This is a genomic window from Salinivibrio sp. ML198 (assembly GCF_001996015.1).
GTDB classification, from domain to species: domain Bacteria; phylum Pseudomonadota; class Gammaproteobacteria; order Enterobacterales; family Vibrionaceae; genus Salinivibrio; species Salinivibrio siamensis.
This window is the reverse complement of the sequence record NZ_MUEZ01000001.1, coordinates 124,725-147,329: the sequence shown is the minus strand read 5'-3', so window position 1 is coordinate 147,329 and position 22,605 is coordinate 124,725. Positions and strand designations below refer to the sequence as shown.

Sequence of the window (22,605 nt, the reverse complement as noted above, 5' to 3'; positions counted from 1 at the left end):
CATCGTCATTGGTTTAGCGGGGCGTCATTGGCCTTGAATAGCGGCAAGGCTATCGCCGATCGCTATCAGGCGATCCAAAATACGCTCACCATCGACGCCGATGCCGTTGTGTTCGTACTCGTTGGTCATCCACGCTTGGCTGTTGGCAATCCTCGCCAAGGTTTGGCGGGAGTAATCAAACTCAACAAACATGTCATCCACATAGGTGGCACAGGCGAGCGGCACCGTGTTGTGCTTGAGCACCTCGAGATCATAAAGCGCCGGCCAATCGGTTTTTTCCGCCAACAACATCGCGGCCTCTCTGAGTGGTTTGAGCGTGGCAAGTTGATCAAACATCCACGGGTAGACCATTTCGCCGGTAAACCGGAACGGTTGATCGGGCTGATAGTGGAACTGCGGGAATTGATCACGCACCCGATGGGCTGACCACTGCGAGGCCTGCTGCTGGCAGTAAATCGATTCATGCAAAATAGCGTAAAAAGGGTTGGTTAAATACCCTTGTTCTGCCTGCATCGCATCAAGGAATGGATAGCTCAGCACACGCTCGCCATTCACCTCAATAAAGGCTCGTTCCAATAAATAATAAAGCGGCAGCCCCGCATGACCACGGCCGAGATTTAGGCCAATGGTCTGGAACTGCTCCACCGTAAACGGCTGACCGTTTGGCAGCGTCACCGCATTGTTTTGCAAATACTGGGCAATCTCGTGGCAGCGGGCTTGTGCATCGGGGAATTGGGCGAAAAACTGCTGGTTCTTATCTTCCACGCGCTGATAGGTTTTTTGGTACACCCGATCGGCATGCCCTTCAATCGGCGGAATACCGCCGGTGACAAACGCTCGCGATAGCGATTGCGGAAAGAAAGATAAATAGGTGAGCGCACAGAACCCACCAAAGCTTTGACCGAGGATCGCCCATTGCTTGATACCTAACGCCTCACGTAAACACTCGGCGTCTTTCACGATGCTATCGGCACGAAAATGGCTCAGATAGTCCGCTTGCTCAGCGGCAGTGAGATGGGCAAGCGTTTGGTGATTCACCGGCGAGCTTAAGCCCGTGCCGCGTTGGTCGAGCAACAACACGCGGTAATCGTCTAAGGCACGTTTTAGCCAACCGCTCGCGCCATTAGGGCGAGGTGATTCCATGCCAGGTCCACCTTGAAAATACACCAGCCAGGGTAATGCTTGCTCATTTTTACGCGTATCGACCACTTCGCGGGCGAAAATCGAGAGCGAGGGGCTGTTAGCGTCATTATGATCCAGCGGCACATCAACATGATGACTGCGATAACGGAGATGGCGATCCCACAGATCTTGCATGGTAATTCCTTTACAAACAAAAAGATGACGCGAGATAGATTACCAGAGATGGTGATGAGCAGCGAGCGCGTTTCATTCAAGCAACCTGCTATATTTTTGTGATGCTCATCACCTTTCTATTTACTTAGCCTGCTAACTATCTTATAGTGTCTGCCTAGCATTACTTAGCCTGCTAAGTATTTTTACGATGGAAGGAAAACTCGATGACATCGCCCAACCCCGAACACATGTCTATCGCTGAGCACTTAGGGCGCACGGCGCGATTATGGCGCCGTGTGGCGAATTCAGAGCTTGAACCTTTGGGGCTGAGCTATCCACGTTGGAGTGCGCTTTGGATGTTGCGCCGATTGGGGGATGGCATCAGCCAAAGTGAATTGGCACTGGCGCTGGAAATTGAACTGGGCTCGCTAATGCGCACCTTGAAAAATTTGGAAGCGCAGGGGCTGATCACACGGCGCTGCTCGCCCGAAGACAAGCGCACCCGTACGGTGCATGTCACCGACAGTGGTAGTGACTTAATGTCACGCATCGAAGCGCGGGTGTTGCGGGTGCGCAAGCATTTGCTCTCTGGTATTGCAGCTGAAGATTTTGACGCCTTGGAGCGGGTGTTGGTCACCATTAATCAAAATGCAATGGACTATACCGCCACGACCGAAGACGACTGCGGCACAGAAGAATAGGTAATAGAGGTAAGAAGTACGAATGACACCGGATGAAAAATTTGCGCGTTGGGTAAAAGTCGCCGCCCTCAGTTTTGTGTTGATCTTTGGCTACTTTTTGGCGGCCGATAACCTGATGCCACTAACGCCTCACGCGATGGTCACGCGCACCGTGACCAAAGTGGCTCCGCAGGTGAGCGGGCCGGTCAGTGCCTTGGCAGTAGAAAACAACCAGCGCGTTCAAAAAGGCGATGTCCTGTTTAAAATTGAAAGTGAGCCTTATCGCATTGCGGTCGACCAAGCCAAACTCGCCCTTGCCCAGGCAAGACAAAGCAATGCTCAGCTCGATGCCTCATTGATGGCCGCGCGGCAAGATGTCTCAGCATTGGCGTCGGTCTTGGCGCAAAAAGCGCGTGAAGCAAAACGCTTAAAAGCCTTGTTTGCCAAAAATGGTGTCTCCCAGCAGCAGCGTGATGATGCAATCAGCGCCGCTAATACCGCTCGGGCTAAATGGGAAGCGGCGAAAGCGCGTGTCAGTGCCCTCCAGATCCAACGCGGTGGCGATGGCGCGAGCAATATCGCCGAGCAAGTGGCGCTAAGCAAACTAAAAAGCGCCCAACTTAACCAATCCTACACCACCGTTAGAGCCAGTCATGATGGGATAGTCACCAACTTGCAGCTGGATGTGGGAGCTTATGCCAGTGCGGGTAAACCGCTGATGGCCTTGGTGTCTGAACGCGCCGATGTGATTGCCGATTTTCGCGAAAAAAGTGTGCGCGATGTGCACACCGGCACGCCAGTGAATGTCACTTTTGATAGCGAGCCGGGCAAACTTTATGCGGGACATGTGAGCAGTGTTGATGCCGGGGTCAGTGCCGGGCAAATCGACGCCAATGGTCAACTGGCGTCACCGTCTAACTCCAACCGGTGGGTGCGTGATGCGCAGCGAATGCGCCTGCACATTCAACTCGACGAATGGCCTGGCCACTCGTTGCCAACAGGGGCTCGTGCCACGGTACAGTTAATGCCTGAAAATACGATGACGCAGTGGCTGGCCAGCGCGCAAGTCGGCTTTTTGAGTATGCTGCACTACATCTACTAAGGGGAGCTGACGATGAGGTTATGGCATCACCCCTTAAGTGATAACGATGTGCGCCAGTGCGCGCGCATTGCCACCGGTGCGACGCTCGGTTTTGCGGTGTGTAAGTTTTTTGGTTTTAGCTTCGGTGTGTTTTTTACTGTCACGCCGATGTTGTTGCTTGGACTTGTACCCGTGATTAACGGTCGTGCCGCGCGTCAACTGCTCGCCTCCGCGGTGATCAGTGGGATAGAAGTCGGGCTGTTAGGCGGATTGTTTGGTGCACACCCTGGGTTAATGACACCGCTGGTGTTCTTGCTCTTCACCTACAAATTTGCCTGTATGTCCAAAGGGCGCTTCTTTCTTTTTGGCGCCAACAGCGTGTTAAGCCTCAGCATTATGCTGCACTTTGCCAGCTATCCCGATTTACCGATTAACACCTTAATCTTCGGTAACCTGGGCGCGAATGTGTTATCGGTGGCGGTGGCGTATTTAGTGACCTGGTTAATTCCCGATGTCACGCCACGTCAGCCGCCCGCCGCAGCGGCAGGAGGAAAACAATCGCACCGGATGCGACACGAAGCGCTGATGGGCGCGACTTTGGCGACGGTCTCGTTTTTCATCTTCCAGTTGTTTGACTTGCGCGATTCAATTTCAGCGCAAGCCACCACCGTGTTGTTACTGTTTCCGATGCACTGGAATGGCTCGCTCAGCTATGCACGAAAACGGGCGATAGGCACAGTGCTCGGCGTCGCCTACGGCATTGGCTGCCAAGTGATATTATATGATTGGTTTAACGTGCTGATTTTAGTGATCCCGCTGCTATGGATAGGCACCATGCTGTTTGCCCACGCCCACCTAAAAGAGGCCGGGGGCTCAGGCGTGGGGTTTGGTGCCATGGCCACGCTTGGGATCTTATTCGGGCAATACTTAAGCCCCAACCAAGACTTTATGTATGATGCCTTATACAGAGTGAGTAGCAACCTGGTGGCGATCGTGCTCACCTTGATGTTGTGTTTTATGGTGCACAAGCTGCTTAACTGTTTTTCCGCGACCCGGTTTGGTGCCGCGTAAGCGTTTGAACCACCAAAGTTATTCCTCACTTTAGTCAATCGATAATGGTTATTTTTGCGGTAAACATCCCATCCTAATTTGACTTTTGCGAGGTATCGCTTGTTTCTCCTCCGACCTGTCGCTATGCTCCATGGCAGTTATGATGCACAGATAGGAAGTCAGCGAAGTGAAAAAACTCATCCTGATCGTGGTATGCGCCATGTTTGCCGTTGCGGCGATTGCCAGTATCACCGCAACCACCTTTATCTCGCATGACGAGATAGACAACATTATTCTCAAGCGTTCGCAAGCACAGGCTGAGCTCCTGGCCGATCGTGCTGAATACATTTTAGAAAACTCTTCCACTCCCACCGCCGATTTACAAGACATGGTGTCGGATCTTAAAGGTCGCGACGACATCAGCTATGCGGTAATGATTGATAAAAACATCAAAGCCATTGCCCACAGCGACACCCAAAAGCTGGGTAAGGTGTATAGCGATAACTATACCGTCGCCGGTGCCGGCCAAGGCCAACCGCAGCATTCTCGCTGGTATGCCGATGTGCAAGATGTGTGGGTATACGACATTATGATGCCGGTTTACGTCGATGGCAGCCTGTGGGGCGCGTTTGATGTTGGCATCCCGATTACGGAGGTCGATGCCGCTGCTAATGGTATCGCCATTGCCCAGCTCACCGCGATTGGCTTGATTTTTATTGGTTGTACCCTGGTGCTGGTATGGCTATTAGGCCGTTTATTCGCGCCACTCAAAGGCCTAGAGCATGCGCTGGCGGATATCTCCAAAGGCGATGGCGACCTTACTGTACGCTTGCCAGTGACCGGGAATAACGAGATCACTCGTATCTCAGAGGCGTTTAATACCTTTGTGGAAAAAATCGACCAAATCATTGCCAATGTGGTGGAGACCGGTGAAGAGCTGGGGCGCTCGGCCGAATCGCTGCGTGATAAAGCGGCGCACTCGCTGAAACGTGGTGAGTCGCAAAGCGAACAAGCCTTGCTGGTGGTCACCTCGATGAATGAGATGATCGCTACCATTAATGAGATCTCACAAAGTGCTTCGAATGCGGCAGATTCGGCGTCATCGGCGAACAGTGAAACCGAAGCCGGTAAGCAAACCTTGGCCGAAGCAACCGCGACGATTAACCAGCTCGACACCGAGATGGACAATATGTCGACGGTGATCACCTCACTGGCCGAGCGCACACAATCCATTGTGTCGATTCTGGATGTGATCCGGGGGATTTCTGAGCAAACGAACCTGCTTGCCCTAAACGCAGCCATTGAGGCAGCACGCGCGGGCGAAGCGGGACGTGGCTTTGCGGTGGTGGCTGACGAAGTGCGCAGTTTGGCGACTAAAACGTCGCAATCAACCGAAGAAATTCAATCAACCATCGATCAGCTTCAGCAAGAAGCGAAAAACGCGGTTGACGCCATGGATACCAGCAAAGCGCTGACCACCGAGGGCAACCGTGCCACCGAGCAAGCACTGACTGCACTGGAAAGCATTGCCACGCAAGTCAGCACCATCTTGGATATGAACACCCATGTGGCGACGGCGACCGAAGAGCAATCGAGCGTGGCGAATGAAATCAACGTCAACATGGATACGGTCAATCAAGCGGCGCAAGCAGGGCTGGATGATAGCCACAGCCTTGAGGCGAGCAGCCAAGACTTGGCCGGTTTGGCGCGTACCTTGGACCACCATGTCGGCGCATTTAAAATCTCGGCAATTAAACCCACCGAGGGCACATTGCGGGCAGCGCGCGACTAATTCAGCGATTACCCTGGGCAACCTCTATCGCCAGCCTAGTGCTGGCGATTTTTTTCTAACCCGCGCATGACTCTGAGCCCGAGCCAGGCAGTTAAATGCCTGTTCGTAGCTGCTGGGCGGGTAAGTGCTCGGCCAGAAATGCTAACCAAGCTGAGACCTTGGGCTGTAACTGCCGCCCGCTCGGATACAGCGCCCAAATGCCTTCATCTTCTACCCGATAATCGGTTAACACTTCCTCCAACTCGCCGCTTGCCAACGCGGATTGCACGTAATAATGCGGCAGTTGAGCCAGCCCTAATCCGTGCTTAGCGGCATTGAGCAATGCCACGCCTGAATTGCAGCGCAATCGGCCCGATACCGTTAACGTGCGCACTTTGCCGCCGCTTTGATAGTGCCAATGCTCGTTGGATCCTACTAAGCAGCTGTGATGACTGAGCGCACTGGGCGAGTCGGGGCGGCCATTCAACGCCAAATAGTCCGGACTGGCGCAGATGGTTAATTGCCGCGACCCGAGTCGCTTGGCTTTCAGGCTTGAGTCGGGCAAGTGGCCAATGCGGATCGCGACATCGGTGCCGGTATCTGTCATATCCACTCGCCGATTAGTCAGATGTAAATCCACCGCTACTTGCGGATAGGTCACCATAAATGGCGCGAGCAGCGGGGCGATATATTGCTCACCAAAGTTAACCGGTGCGGTGACGCGAATAGGCCCGGCAGGTAACGACTGAGCTTGAGTAATGGTTTGTTCGGCATCCATCAACGCGGCCATCAGCGGTCGGCAGCGTTGATAGTAGAGTTCGCCCTCATCGGTTAACGACACCTTCCGCGTAGTACGATGAAACAGCTTCACCCCTAAATACGCCTCGAGCGCAGCCACCCGACGACTCACTGACACCACCGTCGTGTCGAGTTTATTGGCCGCTTGCGTGAAGCTGCCATGCTCGGCGACCGATAAAAATTCGTTAAGTCCTTCCCAGTGCGGCGCCATTGCTGTCTATCCTGTCTCTATACACACATATACATTATTTCGTGAGTGAAATAATAATTTTCAAATTTGCGGGATTATAACTAAATCTAACTTGGTTAGCATAGTCAGGTATGCAATTAACAAGAACAGAAAGGAACCTCCAATGGCACTAACCATCCAGCCAGGACAAACACATATCAAATCCAAAGCCGCGGTTGCCTGGGGACCCGGTCAACCACTGAAAATGGAAGAGGTCGATGTTGAACTGCCCAAGCCGGGTGAGGTGTTGGTCAGAATCGTCGCTACCGGCGTGTGCCATACCGATGCGTTCACCTTATCGGGCGACGATCCTGAAGGCGTCTTCCCCTCGATTCTCGGCCACGAAGGCGGCGGGATCGTCGAAATGGTTGGCGAGGGCGTCACCAGCGTGGACGTGGGCGACCATGTGATCCCGCTTTACACCGCCGAATGTGGTGAGTGTAAATTCTGCCAATCTGGCAAAACCAACCTGTGTGGCGCGGTGCGTGAAACCCAAGGTAAAGGCCTGATGCCAGACGGCACGTCGCGCTTTTCTATCAACGGGGAGACCATTTTCCACTACATGGGCTGCTCGACCTTCTCGGAATACACCGTATTGCCCGAGATTTCATTAGCGAAAGTGAGCAAAGCCGCACCGCTAGACGAAGTTTGCTTGCTCGGCTGTGGCGTGACCACTGGCATGGGCGCGGTGATGAATACCGCCAAAGTAGAAAAAGGCGACACGGTGGCGATTTTCGGTTTGGGTGGCATTGGCCTGTCAGCCATCATCGGCGCACGCATGGCCGGCGCAAGCCGCATTATTGGCATTGATATCAATGAAAGTAAATTCACCCTTGCCAAGCAGCTGGGTGCCACTGATGTGATTAATCCGCAAGACCACGACAAACCTATCCAGCAAGTAATTGTGGAGATGACTGACGGCGGCGTCGATTACTCGTTCGAATGCATCGGTAATGTCGATGTGATGCGCCAAGCGCTCGAGTGCTGCCACAAAGGCTGGGGCGAGTCAGTGATCATTGGTGTCGCTGGCGCAGGCCAAGAGATTTCGACCCGTCCGTTCCAGTTGGTGACAGGGCGCGTCTGGAAAGGCTCGGCATTTGGTGGCGTTAAAGGCCGCTCGGAGCTGCCCGGCATTGTCGAGCGCTACCTCGATGGTGAGTTTGGCCTACAAGAATTTATCAGCTACACCATGGGCCTTGATGACGTGAACCGCGCCTTTGAACTGATGCACGAAGGCAAAAGCATTCGCAGCGTGATCCACATGGACCAATAACAGGACGGCCGCCGTGGCAACGCGGCGGTAAAATAACCATGCAACTAGAAAAAATAAGCGAAAACAAAGTCGCAGGCGGTTGGCACCAACGTTGGCAGCATGACTCTAGCGCCACCAACGGCAAAATGACGTTTGCGATCTTTCTGCCAGAGCAAGCGAAAGAACAACCTGTGCCCGTGCTCTATTGGCTCTCGGGCCTGACCTGCACTGACGAAAACTTTATGCAAAAGGCCGGCGCGTTTAAACAAGCCGCCACCTTGGGTATGGCGATTGTGGCACCGGACACCAGCCCACGCGGCGAGGGCGTGGCGGATGCTAATCAGTACGATCTCGGCCAAGGGGCGGGGTTTTATGTCAATGCCACCCAAGCGCCATGGCAGTCGCACTACCAGATGTACGACTACGTCGCTCACGAACTGCCGGAGCTGATTGAATCGCACTTTGCGGTCAACAACCAGCGCGCGATTGCCGGACACAGCATGGGCGGCCACGGCGCGTTAGTGATTGGTTTGCGTAACCCCTCACGCTACAGCAGCATTTCCGCGTTCAGCCCGATTTGTCATCCCACCGAGTGCCCGTGGGGCAAACAGGCCTTTAGCGCCTATTTAGGCGATGACGAACAAACATGGCAAGCCTACGATGCCACCGTATTACTCGCCCAAGGCCCCACCGCCATGCCGATGCTGGTGGACCAAGGCGATAAAGACGGCTTTTTGGCCGAGCAACTAAACCCGCAAGCCCTGAAACAAGCGGCCGAGAAACACAACTCCCCGCTGACCTTGCGCATGCAACCCGGCTACGACCACAGCTACTTTTTCATCAGTACCTTTATTGATGAACACCTCGCCTTCCACGCCACCCGCTTTGCGCGGTAGGGCAAACCACGTCGAGACCCCAAGCGGCCACCCAGGCCGCTTTTTTTTGCACCCATTTCACAAAACATGGCTTATCTAACACTTTGGACAATAGCGCACGAAAAGCAAAACAGCGCTTGATACACTAACCCGAAAAGCAGCCAATAAATGGCGTGTTAGGTGCCGACAACTGATCGGCGGTAGCGTGGTGAGTGCATGGATGGTTAACCAGCTTATCGGCTCGATACACTTAAAAGCATGCGAATTTATCCGTGACAGATTCACACTATCTCGGAATGGGCGATAAAAAATAATCGATTATTCATGTGGTTACAGTTCAACGCTTCGGGATAATGTGAACGCCCGAGAAGGGATAGGCGGCATGCACACTATCACCGCTGAGAACTTGATGATAAAGATAAAAAATTCCATTAATATCAACGCTTTATTAATAAAGCGTGGCGTATAACGGTTTAGGGAAGTCGTGCGTGCGCACTAATACAATGTTAAATGTATGATTATTTGGGAGTTATAGATGGCCGCGTGGGATGAATTTGAACTGGATAATGAAAAATGTCCAAGCTGCGGTGCAGTCTATGCTGTTAGGTACAAAGAGCTACCGCTTAAAGATAAAGATCGCTTTACGTGTTCTTGTGGTGAGCTTATGAGGTCATGGAAAGAGACCGGGATGTATATGTACAGTTTGATCAAAGCCGGTGAACCCAATGGATGAAGAGGTAGTTCTGGAGCACGAGGGCGAAACCTATACGGCGTCATATTCAGTATCGGAAGATACTCTTACCGTCTGTCTTCCTGACGGCTCCCTTAGGTATACCGAGCTGCGTGGTCTTAAGGCTGAATCGTCTGCTCTACGCCATCTTCGTGCTTACGTTAATACAAACACTTAACCATTGCAGGCACGGCGACGCCCACTACATTGCGCCTTCGGCTCCATTCCGTGGTCGCGCATGCTGCCAGCGTTATGTGCTCAGGAGTAGGAGGTAGCGATAGGTGATTACCGAAATTCACATGGATGCTGTGGCGAGCTTTAAGCAAGCTACTTCGCTCGTTACGGATAAGAAAATAAATCTTATCTACGGCCTAAACGGCACCGGTAAATCAACAATCTCTAATTTCCTCTATGAGCCCGACAACCCTGCGTTCATCTCGTGCAAAAAAGTGCCCGAAGAATCGGTTCCAGTTCTCGTTTACAACCAGAACTTCATACGGGACAACTTCTATGTTGCGGATAGTCTCCAAGGCATCTTCAGCCTTTCAAAAGAGAACAAAGAAGCTGAACAAAAGATAGTCGACGCGACAAAGAAGCAAGAGGAGCTTGTGCGAGCCCTACAAGAGAAGCGCAGTGAAAAGGAATTGGCAACACAGACATTTTCCAAACAAAAACACCAGGCCATAGAAAAGGTTTGGAGCATCAAACAGACCTATGCTGGCGGTGATCGCGTTCTTGAGTACTGTCTCGAAGGCCTGAAAGGACAAAAAGATAAGCTTTTTGCCCATCTCCAAGGCATCCCGAAACTAGCCAGTGAGCCAAAAAAAGACGTTCAAACAATCCGGCAGGAAGTAGAAGCACTAAAAGGTGATGATGCTCGGTTCCAACCGCGCCTAGCAACTCTGTCTTTTTCTGCTCACAGTGTCGAGTCGGACCCGGTATTTGGAAAATCGATCCTTGGGAATACCGATAGTGAGGTTGCGGCGCTAATCGAGAAGTTGGGGAATTCGGACTGGGTAAAGCAAGGCCTTTCTTACTTGCCGGAGAGCATAGGTGATTCAAGCGCGCAATGTCCATTTTGCCAGGAAGCAACAATTTCGGATAAATTTATAGACAGCGTAAAGTCGTACTTTGATGTCACCTACGAGCAGCAGTTAGATGAGCTTGCGCAACTTCTAAAGACGTACCGAACCTCCTTTGATTCGTTGCCGGGGCTGAGTTCCTTTACCGACCATCCATTCGCAGAAAAGCGCAAGGACTCCATAACCAACAAATATCAGTTGCTTGTAGACGCGATCCAGAGTAATGCTCGCAATATTGAAGAAAAGCTAAAGAGTCCAAAGGTCCCGACTACATTGTCCGACACGACTGGCTTGATTGCCGATTTCAACTCAGCAGTCAGTCAGATTAATTCGGAAGTCGATGAGTACAACGACAAACTAAAAGACCGTGAATCTGCTCTCGGAAACTTACGCAACGAATTTTGGCAACTGATGCGGTGGCAGTATGACCAAACAATGGCGAGGTTTGATGCCGACCGACAGGCTGCTAATCAGCAACTGAAAGGCTTAGATGTAGAGATCGGAAATATTGATGATGAGCTGGCAAAGGTCAGAGGGGAAATTGCGGAGGCACAAAAACAGACCGTGAATATTGACCACGCGGTCACTGCAATCAATGCGGGTCTTATTGACCTCGGCATAGATGACTTCAGAGTACAGAAGCATTCTGACAACCTCTATCGTGTGGTGCGCGCAGGTGATTCCAAAGACGCATTTCAATCGCTGAGCGAAGGAGAGAAGATGATGATCAGCTTCTTGTACTTCTGCGAGCTGTGTAAGGGTAAGGCTAGTGCAGAGGACACTCACGCTCAGCGCATCGCGGTGATAGATGACCCAATTTCGAGCCTTTCTCATGTATTCATCTTCAACGTTGGGCAACTCATTCGTTCGGTGTTCTTCAAGGGTGATCGGTTCAGTCAGGTCATTGTCCTGACCCATAGTCTCTACTTCTTTTACGAGATGACAGATCCGAATCACGAGCGCCGTGAGAAAACACAGAAATTGTTTAGGCTTTCAAAGCCCTCTTCTGGCAGCGTCATCCAGGAGATGAAGTACGAGGAAATTCAAAATGACTATCAAGCGTATTGGTCCGTTGTCAATGACCAGTCGCAACCACCGGCACTTATCGCAAACTGTATGCGCAACATCGTTGAGTACTTTTTCAACTTTGTTCGCAAGAAAGACCTGAATAACGTTTTCCAGATGCCGGAGCTCCGGGATGCGAAGTACCAAGCGTTTTGCCGATATATCAATCGAGAATCGCATTCACTTGGCCAAAACATCATAGATATGAAGGAGTTCAACTATGACGTCTTCAAGGAGGGGTTAAGGCTGATTTTTGAGAAAACGGGCTACGAGGACCACTACAAAGCCATGTCTAAATGCTAGTAGTGCCAACGTGAGGAACGCACATAACAATCGGCTGCACGGCGACCGGTTTTCGGCCGCCTCGCGGCTCCAAACCGGCGCGTGAGCCGGGCGTTAGGATTTCTCGGAGCAAGAGTTCGTGCTAGTAAGGATTGATAATAATGAATATATTAGGGATTAGAGTCGAACCTAAGAAAACTACTTTTGTTGTTCTTGGGAAAGTTGATGGGCAGTTTGAAGTAATAAACAGTGAGGTGATAAAGGTCCCGTCAGCCCTAGATTTTCCCGAAAAACTTAAGTATATAAGAAATTGCGTTCTTGATATATTGAGAGAGTACTCAATATGTTACGCGGGCATCCGAGTAGCTGAGGCGAATACTCAAAACCTTGATATAACAAGACTTCATATTGAGGGTGTTGTTCAAGAAGCTTTTTCCAGCAGCAATGTAGGTAGTTACTTTACAGGCCGGAAGACATCAATAGCTGCGAGGCTCAATCTAAAGCCAAAACAGCTTGACGCGGTTTTCAAAGGCGAACGAGATTTCAATGGCGTTGTAAACTGGAACATCCTTTCCAATAAAAATTCAAGGGAAGCTGCATTGGTAGCGATGGGGGCTGTTGCATAATGTTTCCTTATCAAAAAGCACAGGTTTCATTCCAAAAAATAGAAGAGATTGGCTTTGAGGGGCAAAACTCAAAAGTATACAGGGCGCATGATGAATATTTGGATGCGGAGCTGGTAATTAAAGAAGTCGAAAAGAAAGATGGGTTTAGCGCCGACGAGTATTTCTCGGAAGCTCGAACTTTATACAAGAGCTCCCATCCTAACGTTGTTCAAGTTGGTTATGCCTGTGAAGATGAAAGCAAGATTTATGTCGCCTCTCCATTTTATAGAAATGGATCTTTGAACAAGCGGATGCAAAATGAGTTTTTAACGGTAAGAGAAATTATACGTTACTCAACACATGCGCTTAACGGTCTTCACAACGTGCACTCTAAAGGCTTGATACATTTTGATGTGAAGCCCGACAATATTTTGATTTCAGATCGAAACGAAGCTCTATTGGCAGATTTTGGCTTAACTCAGGTTATGGACGAAGAGGGCATAGCCAAGCAGCCTATGCTATATATTAAGCAGATGCCGCCAGAGGTTTTCGGCAATCGAGAGAAGGAGTTCGACAATAGATTCGATATATACCAAGTTGGACTCACCATGTACCGCATGTGTGTGGGGAATGGCGCCTTCTATGAGCAATTCTCCGTATATAGTGATGGGCAGCAATTCGCTAAAGATGTCAGAGGTGGAAAGTTCCCTGACAGAAAGGCTTACCCGCTACATATTCCCAAGAAACTTCAGCATGTTATAAATAAATGTTTGAAGCCAAATCCTGGAGACAGGTATGGCACTGCTGTTGAAGTGGTTAATGCCATAGCTGAAATTGATGGACCAATCCTTCATTGGAAGTATTTGCCGTCCGATCAGGAGGATAAATGGGAGCAAGAGCTTGACGGTACGTCAAAGTCTATTATCATTGATAATAGGCGCACATCTCTAGCATACCGTCATCGTGTAAACTCTCCGCCACGCAGAGTTCAGGCTTTTTGTAAGCCCAACATCACGGACGCTGAGATCATAGAGTTTCTCGAGCAATGAAAAAGATAAAACGCAATCAAAATAAAGGGTTATTGAGGAGGTCAGACCTCGTCAATAATCGGCGTTCGTCTTCATGTCGAGACAAACTCCCCCCCTTACGAAAAGGGATGTTTGATGAGATGAAGGGGGTTGACCTCCGTTCACGTCAGTTCATCGACTTTTCCGAAACACCGCAATCCTAACCAGTGGTTCCAGTACGTTCCGGCCCTACGGGCCTCCACCGGACCGGTTTTCCGGCGCAGTTGCGCCTCCAAACCGGCCGCTGAACGTCGGCGTTAGGCAACACAGCATCAGAGAATATTGATGACAGATATATCTACTACGCTTACAGATATTGATTTTTTGCAGGAGAAACTGGATTTTTCTGAAATAAGCCCAGTTGATTTTGAAAACTTGGTATTCCATCTTCTTGATGAAATGGGTTTTGCCAATTTGATCTGGAGAAAAGGTGGTGAAGGAAATTCAGCAACTGATGGGGGCAGGGATTTAGAGGGTACGTTCTGGACTATATTGCCTGCTGTATCAAAAGAGGAAAAGTATTGGTTCGAAGTCAAATACCGAACTAACCAACTCGAAAAAACTCAAGTACAAAGTGCTGTGCTGAATGCTGCGGGAAACAACTCTAAAGACAACGTTGTAATAATTACGAACAAAACCATATCAAATCCTACGCTGGATTGGATAAAAGAATTTCAGGACACGAACAAACGGCCAGCTGTAACTGTTTGGCAAGGTCATGACCTTGAGTTGCTCCTCAGGAAAAACCCGCGAACGCTCGCAAAATTTCTCCCTTCATCACTTGCATTTAGCGGTCGATGTAAAGTAATCAAATCAAAGTTCTCAAATTTAATGCTTCTTCCTGCTGGAGGCGAGCTCGATGAGCTTTGGAAAAAGAGAGAAGAATACCAGGATGATTCCTATCTAACATTAGCAGCGGTGATCGCTGAGGTTGAATACGGAGATATAGTTCAACATCCTTGGGGTATGGAGCTAGATAAGTTAAGGCTATTTGCCGTTGCTGTGACAGGAATGCTTAATGTATTCCCATTCATTTTAAAGAGCAGCTCCCTTAATCGGGATCAGCGGATCATAATTGATGGCCTGTCTTATCTTGTGCAGTGCTTGCTCATTAGATGCGGCTCACAGCTAGCAGCTAATGTACTTTTCGAACCAGAGCAATATTCTGAATTGGAGCGCAAAATACCTGATGAACTAAAGATCATGCGTTATGAGCCGATATTTAATGCCATCTACCATGATCTAGGGGTTTATTGCAGCTCCAAGTATTGTTCGAAACTCCATCACATGAGTCCTGATGAAAAGCCTGACTACTTCCTCCGGTTCGTAGAATCTACCAATCAACCAAAAATAGATGATCGATTTCTCATCATGAATTCTATAAGAGACGAATGTCAGTTGGGGCTAGTGGAAGTCAACAAATATTGTCCACTTGGAGAGACTGATGATTTGCCTAAGAACCTGGAAACCTTGCAAGAAAAAATGGAGTTCGCGCGTATGGTAATTGATCGGAGAGCGGGAGAGGCAATAGAAAATGCCTAACAAAACGCTGCTGTCGGACAAATTTTACGCTACGCTCCAAATTTCCCGCAGAGCGCAGCGTTAAGCGTCAATAGGAGAACAAATGAAAGAAGTGATTGCTGAGAATGTGATGAAGCAGATTCGCCAGTCTGGTGATGAACTAGTTGAACGAATTCGTGCAGTTCATGGTCGGTATTGGGCTAGTAGAACAGATTTAGTTAAAACCATTCTTGGTCTAACTTCAGCGATTTTAGTCGGTACTATTTCGTTTTCTGGGTCACTCTCTGGTGCTGGTAAAGAATCACTAGAGTGCACTTGGATTCTATATCTGTCTTGGTTAGTATTTTTCTGTTCAATTTGTTCGGGCACGGTGTCACTTTGGCACTTATATAAACTTGAATCACTTCATGCTGTCTTCTTCAATAAAACCGATGAGATCGAAGAAAAAGTAAAAGCTATCGGTGTGAAGAAAACTGAAAAAGAGCTGGAGTCTGAAATCTTAAAAATAGTTGGTGAGGCAGTTAAACAAAGCGTATCTCCAGCTACTCCGTCAGATAAAATCTCGCACTATTCGTTATTTATTCAGATAGCCAGCTTCCTTATTGGTTTATTCGTCTTTATGAACTTTGGTGTGGTTCAAAACGCTTAACAAATAAGAATAAGTGTCGCGAAATCGACACTTTATTTGGGTGTTGAACAAGCCCGTTGCTTTATTAAGTAAATAGCTCGAATGCGCATAGGTAGGCGCTGCGCCTGGCACTTTTTTCAGCGCGAGTGCAGCCAAGAAGTGAGTGTTTTACGGTCATGCTCCGCACTAATAGGAAAAATAGTGCTTGGTGAGATCAACGGCACAGCCAAGTGTGGCAGATCTTCAAGACGAGGAATCCATATCATTCGTTATGTACTTTGGAGGTCAATTGGATATTGCAGAGATTTTTAATTTCTTGTTACAAGAGGGTAGAACAGTTATCTACCTAGTTGCGTCAGCATATGCCCTTTATTTTTATCATACGAAAATAGGATTTAGACTCAGTATTACGTACGAAGTCAGCGGCGATGCGTATACGGATAGTCAAATAACCAAACTGGTGGTTAGCAACCACAAAGATAAAGTGGTCCCAATTTGGTCTATATATATGGTTTTAGAAAATGATGTGAAAGTAGAGGTTTACAAACCAGCAGAGCCAGTGGTTCTGAAACCTGGAGAGGCTATGTCAATTGCACCAGAAAAGTATACATCTCTTTCTATTGGTGGTGATCATTTTAAACCGCACTTTTTCAATCGAAATGTAGATTTCTACATCAACGTAGGTAATAAACTCGTCAAGTGTAAGGACAGGAAGTTCAAAGATAGCTTTCTTGAAAAAATACCTCAAGCGCATAAAACTAGAATGCTCTTTGATGGGCATTTATACAACGAGAACGTTGATTATATTCTGGTGTATTTTCTCGATGGTAAAAAATATACGGCTTATATCGATAATAGAGGATTTATTGGACATGAGTGGGGACTTTCTCCGAACACCTTTGGTCAAACTACAGTTACGCCTGGAATAATTGAAAAAATGCTTGAGCATTACGGGTATACTTCAATATTTTCTAATTATGTTTGCTTTAAATGCAACGGGAATGATTTTGATGTGGTTTTTAAAAAGCGTACATGATAAATAAAAATAAGTGTTGCGCAGCCAGTAGGTGAGCGGATAAATCTTCACTTCAATGTGTTACGTTAATATGCTTTTCGGTTCGTCGTACTTTACTATATTGTTTTTTATGAAAATGGAGGAAATAATGAAGAAAGCTTTAGTAATATTATTGGCTTTATTTTTGACAGGCTGTGCCGGATTTGGTCAGGTCGAGCGTGTTGATGATTTATCTTTGACGCAGATAAAAGCGATGAATGAAATCGAAATCATCCAAAACCCTGGTTCTTTAAATTATGTCTCTAAAGGAAAAATAAAAGGTATTTCTTGCAAAGGATCAGCATTTAGTGGAGATACCTCAGAGCAAGCAGCGATGACTCAGTTGAAAATAAAGGCTGTTCAGCTAGGAGCCAATGCTGTGTTATATCCTACCTGCTCTCAGGATGCATCAGTAGATTGGGGTAATAACTGTTGGGAGTCTTGGGTCTGTATTGGTGAAGCTGCGCTTCTCGAGTAGTTTATTCTCAACGAGTTACACCAACCCCAGCCATTGAACCAAACCGAACCACGTTCGTAATGGAGATCGTTATTTTTAACCGATGCAGTATCTAACGGGGTTCGCGTGAACCCAATCAATCCAGCCAAGTGATGCAATAGTAGGTGTACGGCGGTCAAACCCCTCCATCGCGATCAGCACGTTTTGCGCGAGAAAACACACCTTCATGGTAATTAGACGACTCGCTGCTACGCTTATAGCAAATAGCAGTGCAGAGGATTTTGCCATGACAATCAGCCGTAAGATTAAAGCCATGGCGCTTGCCCTTTTGTTGGGGTCATTTCTTACCATTTACCTGGTTATGGAGTGGGTAGCGAAGCCCGTTTTGCAAGAGCAGGCAGAGGCGGGCGCTCGGCAAACCGTCACAAACATTGAAGGGCGTATTGCCACGGTACTGAATGAAGGGGCAGTGTTGACCGATACACTCGCGGCGCTATCGGAAACATTGCCGTTAGATCGCGCGCAGTTTATTGAACGTCTTGAGCCTGTGGTCGATCACTACGGTAACGCCGCGATTGCGGGCGGGGGTGTTTGGCCTGAACCTGGTAAGTTAACACCGGAAAAAACACGTGATTCTCTATTTTGGGCGCGTAATGCACAAGGCTCGCTGGATCTATTAGATGATTACAATGATCCCGCTGGCAGTGGTTATCACAACGAAAGCTGGTATCAAGCGGGTCGAGGCTTACCGGCAGGGCAATGCGCGTGGTCTGCCGCTTATGAGGATGCGATTTCTGGCACGCCCATGGTCACTTGTACGGTCGCAATTCGCCGAGATGGCCAGTTTTGGGGCGTTGCGACAATCGATTTGATGCTCTCCGGTCTGTCAAACTTATTAACTGACCAAAATGAGGCAACCGGAGGCTATGCCTTTGTGCTCGATCAAACCGATCGCATTCTCTCGTTTCCAGATGTGCGTTCTTCAAGCCTTAGTATGCAAAGCCTGAGCGACGCCAGTAGACAGTATCCTCGTTTATCCCCGCTTGTCTCGGCCTTGGACGCTGAGGAGCCGGTTTATCTGCCGGAAGGTGTGGTAGGCGATAGCCGGTCGCTCCTCGTGCAGGTTCCTCTGTCGGAACAGGGTTGGACAGTGGGCATGTTGTTGCCTGAGGCAACGGCCTTGGCGGCGCTGAATCGAGTAAGTTCTGGCCTGTATATAACACTGTTACCGCTGGTGATTGTCTTCGCGTTAGTCGTGGTATGGCTCGGCCAGAGGCTCATTCGCAGTATCAAAGAGACGACTCAGCAGGTTAGCAGCCTATCGAAAGGTGAGAAAGGCGGTAAGTTAGAGATTGTTCGTGCTGATGAGATGGGCGAGCTACGGCGCGCTGTCAACGATTATGGCGCCCATCTTGAAAAAATTCTCGAAGACGTAGCGAGAGAAGCGATTGGCGTTAAAAGCAGTGCAAACGACTTACAGGCACTGAGCCAGGATTTGAGCGACCGAACGTCGGCGCAGACGAATGAGAATATCACGCTCGCCTCATCGATTAACCAAATGTCCGCAAGTGCCACCGAGGTGTCGAGCAATACTGCCACTGCCGCAGATACTGCCGAGGATGCATCGCACGTGGTGGCAAAAGGGCAGCAAGCCGTCGATGAGAACAGTGACGCGATTGCCAAGCTTGCTACCACACTGAAAGAAGCCTCCTCTGTGATTGATAAACTGGCCTCAGATTCACAGCAGGTGGGAACGGTTCTTGAGGTCATCAAAAAGATTTCCGAGCAAACCAACTTACTGGCACTGAATGCGGCTATCGAGGCGGCGCGCGCGGGAGAGCAAGGGCGTGGGTTTGCAGTGGTTGCCGATGAGGTGCGCTCATTAGCCGCCAAAACGCAGGAATCAGCGGAAGAAATTGATGGCATGATTCATCAGCTTCATTCGGCGGCTAGCCAGGGCGTGGACGTGATTGAATCGAGTTATCAGTTGTCTCAATCTTCGGTTGAGCGAGCGAGTGTGGTGCGTGAGCACTTTGAAGAGATTGTCACAGCATTTGATAACATCAAAGAGCGCACCGTAAGCATTGCCACGGCATCGGAGCAGCAAGCGCATGTAACAGAAGAGATCAGTCAACTGGCGGATCGAATCAGGACGTTGTCGGAGCAGAACGCTGAAGGGGCATCTGAACTCAAAGCAATGAGTGCTGATTCACTCGAACGGGCTGACCGTCTAACCCAAATTAGTCAATGGTAGCGTTCGTTTACCTTGTATTGCTATTCTTGAAAGGGCTGATAGGTCGAAACGAATGCATTCCTTGTCAGCCTCATCCGGTGTTTGTTAAGGGGCAGTCGTGAACCAGATCAATCCAGCCAAGTTACGCAATAGCAAGTGGACGGCGGTCAAACCCATTAATCGCGAGAAGCACTTTGTAGTCTCTGACGTTGAGTATGATGAAGACGGTGTGGTGATTTCCTGCGTGCTCGAGTCAGTGCTGTCGAAAAAAGAATATCCGATTGACTGGCACGAGCTCAAAAGTGACGAGAAGTGGCGTCAAGGGTGGAAGTGATGATAACGGGAGGAGGCTATCCTCCCTTTTTTGATCTGTTTTTAAACGTCGTGCGTGGCGCTTGTTATTTCAAATGGAAGATTTGCTCTGTTTCTAGCGATGTCATCGCGCGTATCTGACGCCAAATGTAGTAAAAGATGCCGAACATCATCAGCATGCTAGGGATAGCAATCATCGGGTAGCTGTACAGCGTCATTTTGCCTAGTTCTTCATTAAACGCGGACGTGCCGGCAGGGCTGGTCACAATCCACGTGGCAAGGAAGTAGTTCATCGCCGATGAGAACACAAAGGTGCTGGCGAACAGGTAGTTTGACCACATCAAGCAGCGCTCAAAGGCGTCGGATTGTCCTTTCTCTTTTAGGCGCTGATTAATCAACGAGAGGTTGAGCACAGTGTCATTCAGTATTAACTTCTGCATCAGTGGGTAGCGGGTAAAGGTTGACCCTAACACCGCCAAGCCAATAAGGCCGGGGATCAGCGCCTCTTTTAAGGCTAACCAACGGGTATCGAGCTCGAGTAGGCCAATCCCGCCTGTCAGTAGCACGCTGATAAAACCCAGTGCTGAGATAAAATTGAATTTCTGGTTACGGACCAGATCCATCCCGCCGTAAGCGAGAGGGAAGGCCAAAGCGACGACCAGTGCCATGGCTGTACCTAGGTATTCATCGCCGCTCAACTTCATCAGGATGATCGAAGGGATGAAAACGTTGAACAGGATTTCAAACAGGGGACTCGGCTTTTTCGCGGTGGTATTGCTCATAATGTGTGACTAACTCTACGTGATATCGGTGTCATTATACTCTGCCAAGCAGTGTTCATCGACCCGCGATCGATGTAAAGCGTAAAAGCGCATCGTTGTGTAACTATGTGTGAAATCAATAGGTGTGAGGGGGAGTGGTGTGCGAGCCTGACTCCTACATAGTTCATAGAAGCTTTGTAATCACTGCAAAGATGAATGCAATCATCCAAGACCAAATACCAATCGCGTTCATCCACATAAATAGCTCAAACTTTAAGGACTTCTCATTTGCGCGATGACGAATAACAGGATACATGACACAATAGTCAATATATCTAGAAAAAATACTATATGATGCCATACATTGCTGATTCGAATGTAAATCTTTGGCGTTTTTTGCTAGCTGAAGATCTAGCCAAGATATTCTTTCTTCGCTACCGAACGCTAATAGAATACCAGTAATAGAACCCGGTAAAGCCCAAATAAGCGCGTACCATGCTATGAATAATTTAACATACTCAATCATTCAGAAACTCAGCCACCAAGTTAGATAAGATCAGTTTTTTCAGTCTATCACACCGGACAACCTAGCCAGATAGACAATGATGCCCGAGAGAATAAGACTCCAAAATCCTAAAAAGTTGTACCACATAAAGGCTCTGAACTTCCATGAGTTGGTCGTTTGGCGATGTCGAATAAGCGGGTAGGAAAAACAGTAAAGAGTAAAGCGATTGACGATTTTATAAGATAATTGATAATCAAGGTTGCTGTGAAGTTTTTTTACATCTTTTTCAAGCTGTTGGTCTATAAATTCAATGCGTGTAATGTCATTAAGCGCCAAGATTGCGAGTATAAAGACGGCAGGTATTGACCATAAAACAAGATATCCTCCGAAAACCAACCCCGGAATAATAAGTAAAATCTCCCACCATTCACTTTCTGGCATAAAACTCCTCGCAAAGATATGACGATTAGAATGTTATATTTAAACACTCGGATAGGTAGGAAAATATAATCGCTAAAATCAAGCTCCAAAACCCTAAAAAGTTTAACCACATAAAGGATTTGAACTTCCAGGAATTGGTCGTTTGGCGATATCGAATAAGCGGATAGGAAACGCAGTAAAGAGTAAAGCGGTTTACGATCTTATAAGATAATTGATAATCAAGCCTGCTGTGAAGTTGTTTTACATCTCTAGCAAGTTGTTGGTCTATAAATTCAATGCGTTTGATGTCATTAAGCGCCAAGATTGCGAGTATAAAGACGGCTGGTACAGCCCACAAAAAGGCGTATCCTCCAAAAATAAGTATTGAGCACATTATTAAAATATCGAGGATATGCATGATTATTTTTTACATGAGTTGAATAGTTGTTAATTAATAATGCCTAAAATATCCGATAAATATAGGAATAAAATACCAAGAGAGAAGCTCCAAAAACCAAGGCAGTTTATCCACATGAATAATTTAAATTTATACGAGTTTGTCCTTTGCCTATGACGAATCAATGGGTATGCAAAACAATAACACATAAATCTATTAACTATTGTATAGGAAAATTGATAGCGTAATGTGCTATGTAGCTTCTCATTATTCTTTGCTAGTTGCTGGTCTATAAACTCAATCCGCTTGATGTCACCAAGCGCCAAGGTCGCAAGTATAAACACTGCGGGTACTGCCCAAAGAAGAAAGTAACTACTAAAAATTAGCGCAGGGATTGCAATCAAAAACTCCCACCATTCAGCTGTTGATATATTTGTTATTCCAGAATCCACGT

21 protein-coding genes are annotated in these 22,605 nt (G+C 48.3%); 15 read left to right on the top strand and 6 right to left on the bottom strand.

What is annotated here, in order from left to right; genetic code table 11:
* Positions 1-24: 24 nt before the first annotated feature.
* The gene (locus BZG25_RS00615) at positions 25-1,317 is read right to left on the bottom strand and encodes an alpha/beta fold hydrolase (protein ID WP_077638340.1); all 1,293 of its coding nucleotides are present in this window, start codon (positions 1,315-1,317) and stop codon (positions 25-27) included.
* 203 nt (positions 1,318-1,520) lie between these two features.
* Between BZG25_RS00615 and BZG25_RS00610 the strand changes: the two genes are divergently transcribed.
* From BZG25_RS00610 to BZG25_RS00595, 4 genes are all read left to right on the top strand, one after another.
* Entirely contained in the window at positions 1,521-1,997 is a 477-nt protein-coding gene (locus BZG25_RS00610) for a MarR family winged helix-turn-helix transcriptional regulator (RefSeq protein WP_077638339.1), read from the top strand.
* Positions 1,998-2,019: 22 nt separating this feature from the next.
* Complete coding sequence (locus tag BZG25_RS00605; RefSeq protein WP_077638338.1) at positions 2,020-3,078, top strand: HlyD family secretion protein; 1,059 nt, start codon at positions 2,020-2,022, stop codon at positions 3,076-3,078.
* A 12-nt stretch (positions 3,079-3,090) separates the two neighbouring features.
* On the top strand, positions 3,091-4,128 hold the full coding sequence (locus tag BZG25_RS00600) for a DUF2955 domain-containing protein (RefSeq protein ID WP_077638337.1): 1,038 nt from the start codon (positions 3,091-3,093) through the stop codon (positions 4,126-4,128).
* 166 nt (positions 4,129-4,294) lie between these two features.
* The gene (locus tag BZG25_RS00595) at positions 4,295-5,899 is read left to right on the top strand and encodes a methyl-accepting chemotaxis protein (RefSeq protein WP_077638336.1); all 1,605 of its coding nucleotides are present in this window, start codon (positions 4,295-4,297) and stop codon (positions 5,897-5,899) included.
* Positions 5,900-5,990: 91 nt separating this feature from the next.
* On the opposite strand, the gene BZG25_RS00590 is transcribed toward BZG25_RS00595, so the two are convergent.
* Positions 5,991-6,887: a LysR family transcriptional regulator gene (locus BZG25_RS00590; RefSeq protein ID WP_077638335.1), complete on the bottom strand. Its 897-nt coding sequence runs from the start codon at positions 6,885-6,887 to the stop codon at positions 5,991-5,993.
* A 142-nt stretch (positions 6,888-7,029) separates the two neighbouring features.
* Here BZG25_RS00590 and BZG25_RS00585 point away from each other — a divergent pair, with 142 nt between their 5' ends.
* From BZG25_RS00585 to BZG25_RS00530, 11 genes are all read left to right on the top strand, one after another.
* Positions 7,030-8,178, top strand: a complete 1,149-nt coding sequence (locus tag BZG25_RS00585; RefSeq protein WP_077638334.1) for an S-(hydroxymethyl)glutathione dehydrogenase/class III alcohol dehydrogenase — start codon at positions 7,030-7,032, stop codon at positions 8,176-8,178.
* 38 nt (positions 8,179-8,216) lie between these two features.
* Positions 8,217-9,053, top strand: coding sequence for an S-formylglutathione hydrolase (fghA, locus tag BZG25_RS00580; protein WP_077638333.1), 837 nt, complete (start codon positions 8,217-8,219; stop codon positions 9,051-9,053).
* Between the two features lie 990 nt (positions 9,054-10,043).
* Entirely contained in the window at positions 10,044-12,212 is a 2,169-nt protein-coding gene (locus tag BZG25_RS00570) for an AAA family ATPase (protein ID WP_077638331.1), read from the top strand.
* Between the two features lie 140 nt (positions 12,213-12,352).
* Positions 12,353-12,817, top strand: a complete 465-nt coding sequence (locus tag BZG25_RS00565; protein ID WP_077638330.1) for a hypothetical protein — start codon at positions 12,353-12,355, stop codon at positions 12,815-12,817.
* Complete coding sequence (locus BZG25_RS00560) at positions 12,817-13,845, top strand: serine/threonine-protein kinase (RefSeq protein ID WP_077638329.1); 1,029 nt, start codon at positions 12,817-12,819, stop codon at positions 13,843-13,845. Before BZG25_RS00565 ends, BZG25_RS00560 begins: the two co-directional genes overlap by 1 nt.
* Before the next feature lie 303 nt (positions 13,846-14,148).
* Positions 14,149-15,405 (top strand): restriction endonuclease, encoded by a 1,257-nt coding sequence (locus BZG25_RS00555; RefSeq protein ID WP_077638328.1) that lies wholly within the window; start codon positions 14,149-14,151, stop codon positions 15,403-15,405.
* 82 nt (positions 15,406-15,487) lie between these two features.
* Complete coding sequence (locus tag BZG25_RS00550; RefSeq protein WP_077638327.1) at positions 15,488-16,033, top strand: hypothetical protein; 546 nt, start codon at positions 15,488-15,490, stop codon at positions 16,031-16,033.
* 211 nt (positions 16,034-16,244) lie between these two features.
* The gene (locus BZG25_RS00545; protein ID WP_158010246.1) at positions 16,245-17,048 is read left to right on the top strand and encodes a hypothetical protein; all 804 of its coding nucleotides are present in this window, start codon (positions 16,245-16,247) and stop codon (positions 17,046-17,048) included.
* A gap of 127 nt (positions 17,049-17,175) precedes the next feature.
* Entirely contained in the window at positions 17,176-17,544 is a 369-nt protein-coding gene (gene rcsF / locus BZG25_RS00540; RefSeq protein WP_158010245.1) for an Rcs stress response system protein RcsF, read from the top strand.
* A 265-nt stretch (positions 17,545-17,809) separates the two neighbouring features.
* Positions 17,810-19,777 (top strand): methyl-accepting chemotaxis protein, encoded by a 1,968-nt coding sequence (locus BZG25_RS00535; protein ID WP_198535192.1) that lies wholly within the window; start codon positions 17,810-17,812, stop codon positions 19,775-19,777.
* 97 nt (positions 19,778-19,874) lie between these two features.
* On the top strand, positions 19,875-20,090 hold the full coding sequence (locus BZG25_RS00530; protein ID WP_077638323.1) for a TIGR02450 family Trp-rich protein: 216 nt from the start codon (positions 19,875-19,877) through the stop codon (positions 20,088-20,090).
* Positions 20,091-20,154: 64 nt separating this feature from the next.
* On the opposite strand, the gene BZG25_RS00525 is transcribed toward BZG25_RS00530, so the two are convergent.
* From BZG25_RS00525 to BZG25_RS00505, 4 genes are all read right to left on the bottom strand, one after another.
* Positions 20,155-20,850 carry a VC0807 family protein gene (locus tag BZG25_RS00525; RefSeq protein WP_077638322.1) on the bottom strand — a complete coding sequence of 232 codons (696 nt, stop codon included), beginning with the start codon at positions 20,848-20,850 and terminating at the stop codon, positions 20,155-20,157.
* Positions 20,851-21,013: 163 nt separating this feature from the next.
* Positions 21,014-21,355 (bottom strand): hypothetical protein, encoded by a 342-nt coding sequence (locus tag BZG25_RS00520; RefSeq protein WP_077638321.1) that lies wholly within the window; start codon positions 21,353-21,355, stop codon positions 21,014-21,016.
* Between the two features lie 39 nt (positions 21,356-21,394).
* The gene (locus BZG25_RS00515; protein WP_077638320.1) at positions 21,395-21,775 is read right to left on the bottom strand and encodes a hypothetical protein; all 381 of its coding nucleotides are present in this window, start codon (positions 21,773-21,775) and stop codon (positions 21,395-21,397) included.
* A 426-nt stretch (positions 21,776-22,201) separates the two neighbouring features.
* On the bottom strand, positions 22,202-22,603 hold the full coding sequence (locus BZG25_RS00505; RefSeq protein WP_241828619.1) for a hypothetical protein: 402 nt from the start codon (positions 22,601-22,603) through the stop codon (positions 22,202-22,204).
* Positions 22,604-22,605: the final 2 nt, after the last annotated feature.

Coding starts and splice junctions, on each gene's coding strand:
- BZG25_RS00615 (WP_077638340.1), bottom strand. CDS start 1,317: ATGCAAGATCTGTGGGATCGCCATCTCCGTTATCGCAGTCATCATGTT.
- BZG25_RS00610 (WP_077638339.1), top strand. CDS start 1,521: ATGACATCGCCCAACCCCGAACACATGTCTATCGCTGAGCACTTAGGG.
- BZG25_RS00605 (WP_077638338.1), top strand. CDS start 2,020: ATGACACCGGATGAAAAATTTGCGCGTTGGGTAAAAGTCGCCGCCCTC.
- BZG25_RS00600 (WP_077638337.1), top strand. CDS start 3,091: ATGAGGTTATGGCATCACCCCTTAAGTGATAACGATGTGCGCCAGTGC.
- BZG25_RS00590 (WP_077638335.1), bottom strand. CDS start 6,887: ATGGCGCCGCACTGGGAAGGACTTAACGAATTTTTATCGGTCGCCGAG.
- BZG25_RS00585 (WP_077638334.1), top strand. CDS start 7,030: ATGGCACTAACCATCCAGCCAGGACAAACACATATCAAATCCAAAGCC.
- fghA (WP_077638333.1), top strand. CDS start 8,217: ATGCAACTAGAAAAAATAAGCGAAAACAAAGTCGCAGGCGGTTGGCAC.
- BZG25_RS00565 (WP_077638330.1), top strand. CDS start 12,353: ATGAATATATTAGGGATTAGAGTCGAACCTAAGAAAACTACTTTTGTT.
- BZG25_RS00560 (WP_077638329.1), top strand. CDS start 12,817: ATGTTTCCTTATCAAAAAGCACAGGTTTCATTCCAAAAAATAGAAGAG.
- BZG25_RS00555 (WP_077638328.1), top strand. CDS start 14,149: ATGACAGATATATCTACTACGCTTACAGATATTGATTTTTTGCAGGAG.
- BZG25_RS00550 (WP_077638327.1), top strand. CDS start 15,488: ATGAAAGAAGTGATTGCTGAGAATGTGATGAAGCAGATTCGCCAGTCT.
- rcsF (WP_158010245.1), top strand. CDS start 17,176: ATGAAGAAAGCTTTAGTAATATTATTGGCTTTATTTTTGACAGGCTGT.
- BZG25_RS00535 (WP_198535192.1), top strand. CDS start 17,810: ATGACAATCAGCCGTAAGATTAAAGCCATGGCGCTTGCCCTTTTGTTG.
- BZG25_RS00525 (WP_077638322.1), bottom strand. CDS start 20,850: ATGAGCAATACCACCGCGAAAAAGCCGAGTCCCCTGTTTGAAATCCTG.
- BZG25_RS00520 (WP_077638321.1), bottom strand. CDS start 21,355: ATGATTGAGTATGTTAAATTATTCATAGCATGGTACGCGCTTATTTGG.
- BZG25_RS00515 (WP_077638320.1), bottom strand. CDS start 21,775: ATGCCAGAAAGTGAATGGTGGGAGATTTTACTTATTATTCCGGGGTTG.